The organism is Gardnerella sialicivorans subsp. sialicivorans (genome assembly GCF_056746795.1).
In genome coordinates this window covers 131,019-146,153 of record NZ_JBWPXA010000001.1, presented here as the reverse complement: position 1 = coordinate 146,153, position 15,135 = coordinate 131,019, and the positions used below count along the sequence as shown (strand labels likewise).

The window sequence follows — 15,135 nt, the reverse complement described above, 5'->3', positions numbered from 1 at the left end:
CTAATCTTTGTCATTTATAACCACATCCCTACTGTGAGGCGTATTATCAATCACAGATTGAACGATTTTTAGAAGACTAGAATGTTGAATTTTACCGAAACTCTTAATTAGATTTGCGTCAAACAGATTCTCGCCATCTAAATCCTTAAGAATATAAAGCTTCGCTGCATACAAAGTGCGATCCTTAGGTGGATTTTGCGGATTAACAAGCACAACAGGAATACCAGCAGAGCGCGCATATTCAAGCGCATTAGTCCAAGATTTGCGCGCTTTTAGATCAACATGTGCACCACCAGCATTGCTTTTAACGCTAGAATCAACGCGATCTGCCCTATCAACATTAATATTGTTTATCAAAATAATAGACACAGGCTGATTTGAAGCGTCTGTAATTGCCTCTTGTGAAGCAAAATTAGTATTTTTTACGTCTGCAATCGAAGTATATGATGCATGCAAACCAAATTTCTCGCATATATGCAAAAGCTTAGAATCAAGCGCCGCCTGCCTAGATCCAACTACAAACAACTTTATGTCTTCTACATCAATGCCATCATGAACAATGTCGTCCAAATGACCACTATCGCCAACAGCTTGGCTCTGAGGCGTGCAAGCACTTAGAGACGCGAATAAGAAAATCACCAATGCGGACGCAAAAGCCAAAACAACATAATTACGTTTGCACAAAACAGCACGAATCGCACGCATAAGAACGTGTTTTGTTTTGCACATAAAGACCATAAGACTTTTATAGCACAAATCACGCACGAAGCATATCGAAGAACAGCGCAAGAGTTCGTAACTCTGGCCTATACCCACCAAGATGTAAACATCGTGGATTATAGGACAAAAAGTGTGTAAAAAATCATGCCTTAGGCCTTGCAATACAAGTGTTTTGTGGTAATCGAATCTGTTTCCTGCACATTCGACACCTGGACAAAAAGTGTGTAAAAATCAGCTCATAACTCTTACGGCAGTAGAGCTTGTGATATACAGATGTGGGTTATTTCTTATGCGCAATGACATTCGAAGCTGTATTAGCTGAATATTTAACAATAAATCGTCAAACGATGTTACTTGTGCAGATTACGTACTGCCACAGTAGTAACACGCGACCGTTATTTTCTCAGTTGGTTAGTTGAGTTTTTAACGGTGTGTGGGCTGTGGCTTATACACCATAAGATTCATCAGCTTAGCTTTACACACTTTTTGGCCTATAACCCATAACCCGAGTAGAAGAACAGCGCAAGAGTTCGAGCAAGCGGTAAACATCGTAGATAACAAAAACGCCGCTAAAACTAGCGGCGTAAAATTTGTACCCCCTAAGAGAGTCGAACTCTTGTTGTCAGATTGAAAGTCTGGTGTCCTAACCGTTAGACGAAGGGGGCTTTTAACCAAACCATATGATATTAACACTCATGCGCAGTTCTTGCAAATTACGGCGTGTTGAAGGAAGATAACGCGATTCTAACAAAGCACACAACACAAGCACGCGCTACGCATTACGCACTGCATCACAATCAAATGCGCAACTCACTTTTTAACAACATACGTCAAATCGTGAATCACGCGACCAGCTTCTAATCCCTTGCGCTCAAAATTCGTCAAAACACGCCCATCAAAGCGACGCGACTCAACAAAATCAGCGTGAGGCAAATCGCCAGCATCTTGTGCATTCCCCTTGCCAACATGCTCCGTAGGCAAGCTCACGCGCAAATCTCCAGCGTTTTCAAAGCACGCCAAAGAATCCATAACCTCGTGAACATGCAACGCGTAATCCTCAATATCTGTAGCAATTCGCCAAACTCCGCCCGCAACAAGCGCATTATGCACAGACTTAGCCAAAGATGGCTGAACAATTCGTCGCTTGTGATGACGCATTTTAGGCCAAGGGTCTGGGAAAAATGTCCAAACTTCTGCCAAAACACCGCTTTTGCACGCTGCAAAAAAATCAGGAGCGTTAACTTGAGCAATTCGCAAATTATGCAAATCCTGCTTCCCAGCCAAAAGCATAGTGTGCGCTACGCCTGGGTCGTAAACTTCTAGCGCAAGAAAATTCGTATTCGGGTTTGCAGCAGCAGCCGCAACAATGTTCTCGCCCTGACCCGAGCCGATTTCTACTATAAGCGGATTAGCATTGCCCCAATTGGTCTCAATCCACTGCGAATCCACACATAAATCGCTTTTTACGCGCAAAGAACCAACACCATCCGCAATGCATAGCAAATACGCGTCCGAGTAGCGCTGCTTGGCTTTCTCTAAGCGCGCGTCGAGCCTAGCAGACCTTCGCACAAACGAAAGAATAGCCCTAGCAGATGCGTACGTTTGTTTAGGCTTGGAAGAGTCGCAAGCATCCTCGCGACCACCCTCGCGACCATCCTCGCAACCAGTCAAATCGCTAAAAGAGTGGCCACTATGCAAATCGTCACTTGCACTATCTACATTAAAATCGTTCATTTTTAGCCAATCTTCCTTATTTTCTTGCATACGCGACTTAATCACAACTCATCGAATAATATCAAACGCGCAAAACACTGGCACAAATACCAACACAAATACCAATACACTCACAAACAATGTCAAACAATCACAAAAACACAATATGATTCAAGCGCTATAATTTCCCTATAACATTGTGCAAAAACAGCATATGTAAGAAAGGTAAACGGTAAACAATGACTATTCTAGTTACAGGCGGATGCGGCTACATTGGCGCACACGTTGTACACGCTCTTCACCAAGCTAAGCAAAACGTTGTAGTTGTAGACGATTTGAGCTACGGAAAGCCTACAAGAATCGAAGGCGCACGACTTTACGGAATGGACATTGCTTCCCCAGACGCTGGAGCGCGACTTGCGCAAATAATGAAAGAAAATAACGTTGATTCTGTAATTCACTTTGCTGCGCGAAAGCAAGTTGGAGAGTCCGTAGAAAAGCCGCTTTGGTACTACCAGCAGAACATTAACGGCATGCTTAACGTTTTAGAAGGAATGCGCCAAAGCGGTGCTAAAAAGCTTGTTTTTTCGTCTAGCGCAGCCACGTATGGCGAGCCGCCTGTAGAAGTTGTGCCAGAAGACGTTGTGCCAATGCTTCCGATTAATCCATACGGCCAAACTAAGCTTTTTGGCGAGTGGATGGCACGCGCTTGCGAACACACTTACGGAATTCGTTTTTGCGCGCTTCGCTACTTTAACGTTGCTGGATGCGGGCCTGTAGAGTTAGAAGATCCTGCGATTTTGAACCTGATTCCTATGCTTTTAGATAGATTGCAACAAGGCAAAGCTCCTGCGATTTTTGGTAATGACTACCCTACTGCCGACGGCACTTGCATTCGCGACTACATTCATGTTTCTGATCTTGCAGACGCACACATTGCAGCGCTTACTTATTTGGATCGCAACGAGCGTAAGTACGACGCTTTTAACGTTGGAACAGGCAAAGGCACTTCTGTTCGTCAAATTGTAGACGAAGTTAGGCGCGTTACTGGATTGCCATTTAGAGAGGCGATTTTAGGGCGTAGAGCTGGCGATCCGCCACAATTGATTGGAAGCACAAAGCGCATTAACGAAGAGATGGGATGGCACGCGCGCTACAGCGTTAAAGATATTGTGGAATCTGCTTGGGCTGCTTGGCAAGCAAATCCAAATCATCATATTGATGTTGAATCATGGAAACAAGTTGACTAGTCAACTCAGATAAACAAAAAACGCGCGGCAAAAATGCTGCGCGTTTTGTTATTTAGTTTTTATTTATTTACTTGTGGCTCCGAGCGGGATCGATCCGCTGACCTAGCGATTTTCAGTCGCTCGCTCTACCAACTGAGCTACAGAGCCATGATGAATAAAAAACCCGGCGAACCGGGCCTTTACTAATCGCGACCCCGGCCGGACTTGAACCGGTGACCTCCGCCGTGACAGGGCGGCGCTCTAACCAACTGAGCTACGGGGCCGTGGCTTTGTTCCATTGAACAGCCGAGTTACTATCTTACAGAATCCACGCCAAAATGCAAGTTCAAAAGCGTATTCGGCGTGTTGCCGCAGAATATCAAGCAAACACGACGCTGGCTACTCCAGCTCCATTGCACCCGTGCAAAGTTGATAATATTCACCACGCTTTTTCATCAAGTCTTCATGAGACCCACGCTCAACAATGCGACCATGGTCCAAAACCATAATCACATCCGCGTTTCGCACTGTGGAAAGCCTGTGCGCAATCACAAACACGGTTCGATCTTGCATCAAAGCATCCATCGCGCTTTGCACAAGCGCTTCCGTATGCGTGTCTATCGAAGAAGTTGCTTCGTCTAAAATCAAAACTGGCGGATTCGCAACAGCAGCGCGCGCAATCGCAATCAACTGCTTTTGGCCTTGAGAAAGCTCTGCTCCGCCGTTTTTAATATACGTGTTGTAGCCGTCTGGCAGCTTGGAAATAAAGGAATCCGCATGCGCAAGAGTGGCGGCAGCAACGCAATCCGAATCGCTAGCATTAAGGCGTCCGTAGCGAATATTGTCCATTATGCTTGCACTAAACAATCCAACATCTTGCAAAACAGTTGCAACAGCATGTCGCAAGTCACTTTTGCAAATATTGCGAACGTCGATCCCGTCATACAAGATTTGACCATCTGCAATGTTGTAAAAACGCGTAAGAAGATTGGCGATTGTGGTCTTGCCAGCGCCAGTGGCACCTACAAGCGCAACTTTTTGACCCGCGTGCGCATACCAAGATATGTTGTGCAAAACGGTTTTAGAAGGCTCGTAGCCAAACGTAACGTTTTCAAAGCGAACATCTCCCCTAACAAGCGTATACACGCCGTCTTTAGAGCAAATCGCGTGTTTTTGGGCATCTTTGCAAGAATCGCAGCTTGAAGAATCGTAGCTTGACTTTTCAGAGCAATTTTTCCACGCCCAATACACGTTATTCCCACAAGAATCTTCGCCTACTTCGTTAAAAACTTGCAAATAAGAATGTTTAGATGCTGTAAAATCTACTTGATTTACTTGCGATTTATCAATATCTGATAGCGATTTATCTCCGCTATCGCCACTACAACACTCAACGATTTTTGCGCGAATTTTAACGAGCTTAACTGTTCCATCATCTTTTTCAACAGACTCATCTAAAAGCGCAAAAATGCGATTCGCGCCTGCAGCCGCCATCATAAGCGAATTTAATTGCATTGTTATCTCGCCAATCGGATTTATAAACGCGCGAGAAAGCGTAAGAAGCGATATAAGCGTGCCGATTGTAAGCGTGCTTGAATTATTCAATGCATCGCCCCCAAACGCGCCACTCAACCCAGCAGAAGGCACGCCAGCATTTACAGCCCACGCTCCAAAAATCGCAAGCAAAACGTAAAAAAGATAGCTCGCGTTACTAATCACAGGCATAACATTATTTGCGTAAGAATTGGCGCTAGCAGAAATTTTTTGCACACGAGAAGCCAAATCACTTAATTTTTCCACCGCCGCGCGCTCGTGATTAAAAATCTTAATAACTTTTCTACCAGAATCCGCCTCTTCTACAAACTCGTTCAAATCACCCAAAGCTGCCTGGAATTGCACAAAAAGCTTGCCCGAACGCTTAAGCATAAAACGCACTAGAAGTAAAAGAATTGCAGTAAAAATCACAACAAAAATCGCAACAGGAATCGAAAGCCAAACAATCGCGCAAAACGCAGCCGCAATAGACATTAGCGCGCTAAACGAGTCGGGAAAAGACCAAGAAATCGCTTCATGGAGCGCTTCCGTGTCGTTTGTGTATCGGCTCATAACATCGCCATATCCATGAGCATCTAAGTACCCAAGCGGAAGATCTTGATGATGCTTAAACATTTGATTTCTAAGGTTTCGCATTACACTTTGCGCGATTTTTACAACCAGCCTGCTCCAAAGCCAGCTAAAGAACACGCCAATAGCGCACACGCATGCCATAATTGCAATCATTCGCAAAAGTGGCGCAAAATTTGGATTGTGCTTGCCGATTAGAGGCAAAATGTACGCGTCTACAAGCGATTGCAAAAACATTGCGCTTACAGCTTGAACAATGGAGCTTACAATAATTGACGCAATAACAACAAAAACTTGCATCTTGTAGGCCATAATATAAGACGCTAAGCGCTTTAGAACGCGCCAATTTAGAGCGGATTTTTCTTGCGATTTTTGCTCTAAGTTTTCCTGCGACTTTTCATTATTTTTCATTGTTAATCCTGCCACCTTCGCTACCTTCGCTACCTTCGACGCCTTCGCTACCTTCGCTGTTTTTAGACTCAATCATTTTTGCGCTTTGAGAAATAGCCATTTTTCTATAAATTTCGCACGATTCCATCAACTCGCTATGCTTCCCTTTAGCAACAACACGCCCATCTTTAAGAACAACAATCAAATCCGCATACATGCAAGAAGACACGCGTTGCGCAACAATGATTTGCGTGGAATCGGGCATAAAATGCCTTAAATTCTCGCGAATCTTGGCGTCTGTTTTAACATCTACCGCGCTCATTGAATCGTCTAAAATCAAGATTTTTGGCCGCTTTAGCAACGCGCGCGCAATGCAAAGTCGCTGCTTTTGACCGCCCGAAAGATTCTTGCCGCCTTGCTCAAGATTCGTGTTATATGCATGTGGCAAATCGTTTATAAACTCTTGAGCGCAAGCGATTTTGCACGCTTCGCGCAAGTCGGAGTCACTGGCATCCTCATTGCCCCATCGAAGATTTTGCGCAATAGTGCCGCTAAACAGAATATTTTTTTGTAACACAATTCCTATTTGGTTGCGCAAACTTTTGGAATCATAAAAACGAACGTCTGATCCGCCTACAAAAACAGTGCCTTTTGTTGCATCATAAAGGCGCGCAACCAAATTTATAATACTTGACTTTCCGCTACCCGTTGCGCCCACAATCCCAACAGTAGAGCCAGAAGGAATGGTTAGATTTATGTTGTGTAAAATTTCCTGACTACCTTTAATTTCCTGACTATCTTTAGACGAGTCGGAAGCTTTCGAAGATGAATCGCCAGCATCTTTAGATGAATCGCCATTAACGCGCGCAAAACCATGCTCAAAATCATTCGCAGAATCATATGCAAAATCAACATTATTAAAGCAAATCGAAGCATCCGCAAGCTCTGTAATCGGGTTTTTATGAACATACTCACTGTTATGTGATTGTAAAACATTTGCAACACGATGCATTGACGTGCGCGCAGTAACCGTCATAACAAAAATTACAACCAAATTAGCCAACGCAAACAAAATTTGCAACGCATACACAACCAGCGCCGCAAGATTTCCCGTAGTCAAGCCAAGTGCAGGATTATTTCCCGAAGCAACGATTTGCTTAGAAGCCATCCACGCAATAAGAAGCAAACACGCATAAAAACACAGGTTAAAAAGCGGAATGCTGCAATTTAGAACATACTCTGCTTTTAAAAAATAGCTGTAAATCTTATGCGATATACGCCTAAAACGGTGGTTTTCGTAGTCTTCCCTAACATACGACTTAACAATGCGAATATTGCGCAAATTTTCGCTAACCATGCTGTTCATGCTGTCAATTGTGCCGTAAATTCGCGCAAAAGTGGGCGCAACAATCTTGGCACCAATACCACAAATAATGCCAACAATTGGAATAAGACTAAGAAAAACCCAAGAAATAGAAGGGCTTATGCAAAAAGTAAACCACCACGCTGCAACAATAATCACAAGACTGCGAACGCCTGCGCGAATAACCATTTGATACGCAAATTGAATATTAGAAACGTCGCTAGTTAATCGCGTAACAACAGTGCCAGTAGAAAAACGGTCAAGATCGCAAAAACTCAACGATTGCAAGCGACTAAACATCTTGCATCGCAAATTTTTGCCAAAACCAGCGCTAGAATGAGCGCAACAAACGCCAGAAATAACGCCGAAAATCATTGATATTGCGGCAAAAGCGAGTAATTGCAAGCCGTAGTATTTAACAGCATTTTGGGATTTTGCGTCAATTCCAAAGTCAATAAGACTAGACATTACTGTTGGAATCGCAATTTGCATAGACGCTTCTACAAAAATCGCAGCAGACGTGATTACGCCAAGCATGCGATAGCGCTTTAACAACGGCATTATTGTGCGAAACGCATGAGGCGCGTAATTCTTAGGTTTTTGCTGCGATTTTGCTTTCATGCAACCTCTCTATTAAACGAATTTATACGCTTAATCATATCACCTCTGACTTGTAGTACTTTGTACCACAACACGCCGTAAATCAGCTACATGGCAGGTCGTGTCGTTCGCGCGGTCTAAGCGCGCGAACGTCTTCGCTTGCGTTGAAAGCACACTGTGCTTTCAACCTTAAGCAAGCTCAGCGCTCTATTCCTCGCGGCTATTGGTAGCCGCTCGGCTGATTTGACATGTAAAGTCCACTGGACTTTACATTTGAGCCAAATCACGCTTTGAAGGAGCTTGAAATGCGTTATGCAATTTCAAGCTCAGTCAAAGCGCCTGCGAGGAGAGAAATACTCAAACCTCGCGCAATACCAAGTAGGAAAATCACTTGCGCGGTCTAAACGCACTATCACAACCATTAGCTAACTCGCGTCACCTTCGCCTTGCGCTCGATCCTTGCCGTAGATTGATGGAATAAAACGCTCTTGATCGTGAAGCTTTGCCCAGATTACAGGCGGCTCGGCTGGATTTTCCAGCGACTTTGGCACGTCAATAATCCGCTGATTACTAGATCCGCGGAATTGCAATAGCGAATCGTGAAGATTCTTCATATATCGCCCGTCGACAAGAATGTCAATATATTGCAAAAGCTCAAGCTTATCGGGAGTCTCGCCTTTGCGCATAAGCTCTTCCCAAGTGTAACCAGTCCAGCTCCAAATGTCTTTTGTATTGCCAAACTCGCTTCGAATACGCTTGCAAAGTGGCAGCAAAATGCCAGTGTTAAGAAGCGGCTCGCCGCCAAGAAGAGTCAATCCTTGCACGTACGGAAGCGCCAAATCTTCCATAATCTGGTCTTCAAGCTTTTGCGTGTATGGGTAGCCTGCGCGAAAATCCCAAATCGACTCGTTATAGCATTCAACACAATGGAACGGGCAGCCAGAAACATACAGCGAACAGCGGATTCCCTCGCCATCCGTCATAAGAAATCGCTTATAATCCGCAATCATGCCCTTGCTCATGCGCTCACTGGACCACTGCCCTGCGCGCGGATTATTAGAAAGAGAGGTTGGAATCCAAGGCCCGCGGTTAACGTCTGCAGGTGCAAAATCGTGCAAACTTATACGAGCCATGGTTCCAACCTTTTTAGTAATTTAGCCTAGCTTTTACTTTATTTTATGCGACTTTATGCGACTTTATGCGACTTGACGAATGCAATTTTACTCGACTTTATATCGCAATTTTCCGCAATTGCCGCAATTTTATACCGCATTCCTACGCGCTACTTTGTCTCCTCGTACCACTCGCGCGACTCGCCATTGTTAAGAACAACATGGCCAGTTTCGCCCGACATGTGCTTTACGCGGTGAGCAATCTCCTCGTGGCGGCCGTGAACCATTGGTCGCTGAACAGGATTGCCCAAGTATCCGCAAGTGCGCTTAGTCACATTGCACTTATCTGGGTCGCTGTTTCCGCACTCTGGGCAACGGAAGCCTTCCTTAGTCGGCTCAAAATCGCCCTGGAATCCGCAAATAAAGCAATGGTCAATCGGAGTGTTCGTACCCAAGTAGCCAATGCCAATCTTATAAGCATAATCCCAAACAGCTTCCAAAGCCTTAGGATTCGCCTGCAAGCATGGGAACTCGCAGTAGTTAATAAATCCGCCGGAAGCAAGATACGGGAAGTCAACCTCGTAGCGGAGCTTCTCCATAGGAGTTGGCTGCAACCACACTGGGTAATGGAAGGAATTGGTGTAGAAGTCGTGATCGGTAACGCCTTCCACATGGCCAAACTTCTGGCGATCCATGCGATTAAAACGATCCGTCAAAGACTCAGCAGGAGTGGAATACACCGAGTAGTGGTATCCCTCCGCCTTCGACCACTGCTGGCAAAGCTGATTCATACGGCGAACCATAGAAAGCGCAAATTGCTTGCCATCCTCATTCCAGCTGTGATCTTGCATCCAATCCTTGCCAAAGAACACGGATGTAGCTTCATACAATCCAATATAGCCAAGAGACACAGTTGCGCGCTCATTGCGGAACAGCTGATCCACGCTCTCGTTAGCTCCCAAACGGCCAAAAGCACCGTAGCGGAACAGAGTTGGAGCGTTTACAGGAGTGGCCTGCTTGCAGCGCATAATGCGGAATCGCAAAGCTTGATGAGCAACTTCCATGCGCTCGTTAAAGAGCTTCCAGAAGCGATTTACGTCTCCGTGAGACTCCAGCGCAATGCGAGGCACGTTAACTGTTACAACGCCAAGATTCATGCGGCCGTCTTCCACGTCTTTTCCAGTCTTTGGATCAATCCATCCCTGAAGGAAGGATCGGCAACCCATAGGAGCCTTAAAGGAGCCAGTAATCTTAATAATATTCTCGTAGAACACAACGTCTGGGTACATGCGCTTTGTAGAGCACTCAAGCGCAAGCTGCTTCAAATCGTAGTTTGGATCGCCCGCATCTGCATTAACACCGTGCTTAATAGTAAACACAAGTTTAGGGAAGATAGCAGTATGACGGTCCTTGCCGAGTCCGCGAATGCGATTAAGCAAAATAGCGCGCTGAATTTCGCGAGCAAACCAAGACGTACCAAGGCCAAAGCCAACAGTTACGAACGGAGTTTGACCGTTAGAAACGCGGTTGGAATTGATTTGATATTCCATTGTTTGCATAGCGTCGTAAATCGCCTTGCGCGTCATAATCTTTGCGTAAATCTCGCGAATCTGATCAAGCTCGCTCAAGTTTTCGTCAAAAGGAGTGTCTGCTGGAAGAGGATCCCTATCTGAGCAATGAAGATTCTTAGGCTCCTGAGCTTTAAGGCCGTCAATCATGGCCTTAGCAACTTCGATTGGCGTAGAGTCTGGAATCATCGCCTGAGCCATAGCAAGATTCTTGTCGTAATCGCACTTAGCGTAAGGCTCCAGCATCTCGTCTGCGCGATTCACAGTCTGACCGCCGTATTGAGCGCCTGCAATATCCTTAATAATCTGCGTAACTTGAGTAGCTGCCGTGCCAATCGACTTTGGGCTATCCATCATAGCGTTTCCAAGCGCAAAGCCCTTAGCGAGCATATCTCCAAAATCTGGAAGTGAGCAATTGCTCATGCAAGTAAATGGCGAATAATCAGCATCATGGAAGTGAATATCGCCCTTCATATGCGCGTTAGAAACTGCGTGTGGAAGCATAGAGAACGCAGAAGCCTTAGAAACAGCGCCTGCAAGAAGATCGCGCTGAGTGGCGTAAACGTTGGAATCTTTGTTGGCATTTTCGCGCACAAGCGACTCATCGCGGTTTACAAGGCGATTCACAGCTTCGTTGATGTCGGTTGCCTTAGCGCGGTCGATATCTCGGTTCAGGCGGTAGCTTGTGTAGCAACGCGCAACCTCGTAAAGATGATTTTCAATAAGACCATGCTCAACAAGAGTCTGAATATCTTCGATTTTTGCAGGGCCATTGTAACGATCTTGAATTTCGGCCTCAATATGATCCGTAATATCGCGAATCATCTGCTCTTCTTGAGGACCGACTTCTTTGCGCAAATCCTTAAAAGCGGCCTTGATTGCCATAATAATGTTCATATGGTCAAAGTCAACAACGCGGCCATCACGCTTTTCGACTTGCACGCGAGACTTCTTAGAAGAGTCGTTTGAAGCTACATTAAAATCACCCAAAGTGACGGCTTCTTCATCTTGCAAAGTGGCATCCTCTAAAGTCATATCAGAGACCTGCATTCTACAGACCTTTCTCAAGCTAACGTGTATTTTGAATCGCAAATCTACTTATGATTCGCAACAACTTGCTCTACTATAGCCCATAGCATGCACAATATCTAGGGTAATTTACATAAATAACAAACTACATATAGTGATTTTGTGGTTTCTGGCGATTTTCCAGGCGTGTCTCAGCGTGCCGTGCGTGCAGATAGGGCGAGTCGCGCAAATTCTTGACGCTTTGATATATTGAGTCACGTGGAACAGACAGCTTTTCAACATGCAGAAGAATTTGGATTCCAACCTGGAGACATCGTACAGCAGTGGCTGTGGGACGATGACGTTGACGATGCGATTTGCAGCAATATAGAAGAATTGACTGGCGAAGAACTTGTTGACGAAGATTACAACTCCACTGTTGACGGAGTGATTATTTGGTGGCGCGATGGCGACGATGAGGACGAGCTAGCAGACACCATTATGGATGCAACAAACATGTTGGACAGCAACGCACCTATGTGGGTTTTAACGCCTAAGCCAGGGCGTGCTGGTTCTCCAAGCTCTAGCACTGTTCAAGCAGCAGCAATGACTGCTGGAATGAACGCCGCAACGCCTTTAACAGTTAGCGAAGATTGGAATGGTATTCGCTTGCGCGCGTTCGGCAAAGGTCAAAGCAAGTAGCGCATTAGCGCATTAGATAGCCGACGCTTTTTGTAGCTCTAAACGCTAAAATCAGAAATAAAAATCGGAAGATTCCCCGCGTTTGTTCCCTTTTAACACAATTCTAGGAACAAAAGCGGGAATCGATTGTAATACGCCTACCTACGTTTGCGCAAATCACTGTGCGAGTCATGTGAACTGTGCGAGCGTCCTTTGCCTCGAATTTGGCCTCTACCTCGGCCTCTACCCCTGCCTTTGCGCTTTGGCTGCTCTGGTTCTGGCATACTCCAACCCTCTTGCAAATCCGCAAAATCCCCAACAATATCTTGCAAAATCGGCGAATCTGGCTTAACGTCTTGCGCTTTAGAGTTAATGCCAGCACGCCTCAACATAGTGTGCGCCATTCGCTTTTGATTCGGCAACACAAGAGTTACAACATTGCCCGACTCGCCTGCGCGCGCAGTACGCCCCGACCTATGCAAGAACGACTTTGGATCCTCTGGTGGCTCCGTTTGCACAACAAGCGCCACATCGCTAATATCAATGCCTCGCGCAGCAACATCAGTAGCTACTAGCACGCGCACATCTCCGCTAGCAAAAACGCTCATATGCCTATCGCGTTGATTTTGCGACAAGTTTCCTTGCAAATCAACTGCAGGAATCCCCTGTTGCACAAACTTCTTTGCCATATTCTTGGCTTGATACTTTGTGCGCGTAAAGAATATTGAGCGCTTTTTGCCCGAAGCCAGCTTTCTCAAAACTTCGTACTTATCTGCCGCAGAAACGCCAAAAACGTAATGTGTCATTGTGTCTACTTGCGAATCCGCGTCGTCCACAGCGTGAACAAGAGCATTCGGCAAGAAGCGATTTACTATAGTCGCAACTTGCTTATCTAAAGTAGCAGAAAACAGCATGCGCTGACCATTTGGATCAGTCTGCTCAAGCAAGCGCGTAACGGCTGGCAAAAATCCCATATCTGCCATTTCGTCGGCCTCATCTAAAACGCTTACCATCACTTTTTCGAGCGTTAACGCGCCTTGACGCAGCAAATCCTCTAATCGCCCTGGGCAAGCCACTACGATTTGCGCTCCCTGCTTAAGAAGCGCCATTTGCTGCTTGTAACGCACACCGCCATAAACCGTTACAGTTTTCATGCCGTAAGCAGACGCTAGAGGCGCGATTACGTCGTCGATTTGATGCACCAGCTCGCGAGTCGGCGCCAAAATCATTGCGTGAGGCGCTGGAATATCGCCTTCTTCGCGATTCTTGTTTTTTCTAGAAGCTCGACCCGAGTTGATTAAATCAACAAAGTTTTCAACCAATCGCGCAACAAGCGGAATTGAAAACGCTAGCGTCTTGCCACTTCCCGTTCGGCCGCGTCCTAGAATATTCGCGCCTTGCAAAGAGTCAGGCAAAGTCGCTTGCTGTATTGGAAAAGCCGTGTTTTTGCCGTCTGCGCGCAAAACTTCCACCAAAGGCTGCGGAACGCCTAGCTGCGCAAAGGTCACGTCATCGCTGTAGTTTTCGCGTGATTCCACAGCTGCATTTGGAATCATTACGGAGTTTTTTGTGATTTCTTGATTTTGCTTATTTGGATTACGATTATATTGATTTTGCTTATTTGGATTCTGCTCATTTGAATCATGATTTTTTAGATGACGATTCTTAAAGTCACGATTCTTAAAATCACGCTTATCAAAATCGCGCTTGCTAAAGCTCTGCGAATTAAAGTCCTGCTCTCCAAAGTCCTGCTCAGCTTCTTGAATTGCCATCTCTTCGTATTGCAAAGCTTTTTCTCTGGCGCGACTTCTAGCTTTATCTGCCTTACGATTGCGGTTCTTACGCGCGTTAAATTCGTTATTCTTGCGATTTCTTCTATATTCAAACGGATTTTCTTTGGACTTATAGCCTTTTTTAGAAAAATTCTTATTAGCGCTTTGACTTACAGCGGATTTTTTACTATTCGATTTTCTAGCAGCAGTTTTCTTAGAGCCTTGCGTTTTAGCAAACGCATCATAATGAGTATGTGGCACAATAGCCTTTCGTATTTTATGATTGAACAATTCGATTGACGAATCTATAAAAAGTCATGAACTAACCGAGATTAGCACACACCCCACACAAAAACACACAAAAACTCGGTGTTTAAGATATACGCAATTATTCCAGTACCTAAGAGGACTAGGTGATGTAGTCGTTCGCACGCTACAGCGCACTCACATTTTGCCCACGTTTGTTTATTTTTTGCCCACGTTTGTTCCCATTTTTAGTGTTTTGGGAAACAAAAGCAAGAACACTTTCCCGACTTTGTATCTCAAACCAGCGTGTAGGACTAAAAATGCGGAGTCTTGTAGTGCGCGCCAACCTGCCTGAGCGCTTAAAGCGTAGCGCGAGAGGCGCTTTGACTGAGCTTGAAATTGTATAACGCATTTCAAGCTCCTTCAAAGCGTGATTTGGCTCAAATGTAAAGTCCAGTGGACTTTACATGCCAAATCAGCCGAGCGGCTACCAATAGCCGCGAGGAATAGAGCGCTGAGCTTGCTTAAGGTTGAAAGCACAGTGTGCTTTCAACGCAAGCGAAGACGTGAGCGCGCTTAGACCGCGCGAACGACATGACCTGCCTTGTA

9 protein-coding genes and 3 tRNA genes are annotated in these 15,135 nt (G+C 45.4%); 2 read left to right on the top strand and 10 right to left on the bottom strand.

Annotation, left to right across the window (positions count from 1 at the left end):
• From AC1EKB_RS00470 to trmB, 3 genes are all read right to left on the bottom strand, one after another.
• A complete protein-coding gene (locus tag AC1EKB_RS00470; protein ID WP_481248528.1) occupies window positions 1-738 on the bottom strand; it encodes a hypothetical protein in 738 nt (245 codons plus the stop codon).
• 575 nt (window positions 739-1,313) lie between these two features.
• A tRNA-Glu gene (locus AC1EKB_RS00465) sits at window positions 1,314-1,385 on the bottom strand.
• A gap of 145 nt (window positions 1,386-1,530) precedes the next feature.
• A complete protein-coding gene (trmB, locus tag AC1EKB_RS00460; protein ID WP_481248527.1) occupies window positions 1,531-2,484 on the bottom strand; it encodes a tRNA (guanosine(46)-N7)-methyltransferase TrmB in 954 nt (317 codons plus the stop codon).
• Window positions 2,485-2,672: 188 nt separating this feature from the next.
• Here trmB and galE point away from each other — a divergent pair, with 188 nt between their 5' ends.
• Window positions 2,673-3,683, top strand: coding sequence for a UDP-glucose 4-epimerase GalE (gene galE / locus AC1EKB_RS00455; protein ID WP_481248526.1), 1,011 nt, complete (start codon window positions 2,673-2,675; stop codon window positions 3,681-3,683).
• A 74-nt stretch (window positions 3,684-3,757) separates the two neighbouring features.
• Here the strand turns inward: galE and AC1EKB_RS00450 are convergent.
• From AC1EKB_RS00450 to nrdD, 6 genes are all read right to left on the bottom strand, one after another.
• Window positions 3,758-3,830, bottom strand: a tRNA-Phe gene (locus AC1EKB_RS00450).
• A 42-nt stretch (window positions 3,831-3,872) separates the two neighbouring features.
• Window positions 3,873-3,946, bottom strand: a tRNA-Asp gene (locus tag AC1EKB_RS00445).
• Between the two features lie 115 nt (window positions 3,947-4,061).
• Window positions 4,062-6,197, bottom strand: coding sequence for an ABC transporter ATP-binding protein (locus AC1EKB_RS00440; RefSeq protein WP_481248525.1), 2,136 nt, complete (start codon window positions 6,195-6,197; stop codon window positions 4,062-4,064).
• Window positions 6,187-8,160 (bottom strand): ABC transporter ATP-binding protein, encoded by a 1,974-nt coding sequence (locus AC1EKB_RS00435; protein WP_481248524.1) that lies wholly within the window; start codon window positions 8,158-8,160, stop codon window positions 6,187-6,189. The genes AC1EKB_RS00440 and AC1EKB_RS00435 overlap by 11 nt, the downstream gene beginning before the upstream one ends.
• Before the next feature lie 404 nt (window positions 8,161-8,564).
• A complete protein-coding gene (nrdG, locus tag AC1EKB_RS00430) occupies window positions 8,565-9,272 on the bottom strand; it encodes an anaerobic ribonucleoside-triphosphate reductase activating protein (protein ID WP_481248523.1) in 708 nt (235 codons plus the stop codon).
• Between the two features lie 149 nt (window positions 9,273-9,421).
• Window positions 9,422-11,869: an anaerobic ribonucleoside-triphosphate reductase gene (gene nrdD, locus AC1EKB_RS00425; protein ID WP_481248522.1), complete on the bottom strand. Its 2,448-nt coding sequence runs from the start codon at window positions 11,867-11,869 to the stop codon at window positions 9,422-9,424.
• 237 nt (window positions 11,870-12,106) lie between these two features.
• On the opposite strand from nrdD, the gene AC1EKB_RS00420 reads away from it, so the two are divergent.
• Window positions 12,107-12,529, top strand: coding sequence for a DUF3052 domain-containing protein (locus AC1EKB_RS00420; protein ID WP_481248521.1), 423 nt, complete (start codon window positions 12,107-12,109; stop codon window positions 12,527-12,529).
• A 137-nt stretch (window positions 12,530-12,666) separates the two neighbouring features.
• Here the strand turns inward: AC1EKB_RS00420 and AC1EKB_RS00415 are convergent, their stop codons facing one another.
• The gene (locus tag AC1EKB_RS00415; RefSeq protein ID WP_481248520.1) at window positions 12,667-14,541 is read right to left on the bottom strand and encodes a DEAD/DEAH box helicase; all 1,875 of its coding nucleotides are present in this window, start codon (window positions 14,539-14,541) and stop codon (window positions 12,667-12,669) included.
• Window positions 14,542-15,135 lie beyond the last annotated feature (594 nt).

Coding starts and splice junctions, on each gene's coding strand:
- AC1EKB_RS00470 (WP_481248528.1), bottom strand. CDS start 738: ATGGTCTTTATGTGCAAAACAAAACACGTTCTTATGCGTGCGATTCGT.
- trmB (WP_481248527.1), bottom strand. CDS start 2,484: ATGCAAGAAAATAAGGAAGATTGGCTAAAAATGAACGATTTTAATGTA.
- galE (WP_481248526.1), top strand. CDS start 2,673: ATGACTATTCTAGTTACAGGCGGATGCGGCTACATTGGCGCACACGTT.
- AC1EKB_RS00440 (WP_481248525.1), bottom strand. CDS start 6,197: ATGAAAAATAATGAAAAGTCGCAGGAAAACTTAGAGCAAAAATCGCAA.
- AC1EKB_RS00435 (WP_481248524.1), bottom strand. CDS start 8,160: ATGAAAGCAAAATCGCAGCAAAAACCTAAGAATTACGCGCCTCATGCG.
- nrdG (WP_481248523.1), bottom strand. CDS start 9,272: ATGGCTCGTATAAGTTTGCACGATTTTGCACCTGCAGACGTTAACCGC.
- nrdD (WP_481248522.1), bottom strand. CDS start 11,869: ATGCAGGTCTCTGATATGACTTTAGAGGATGCCACTTTGCAAGATGAA.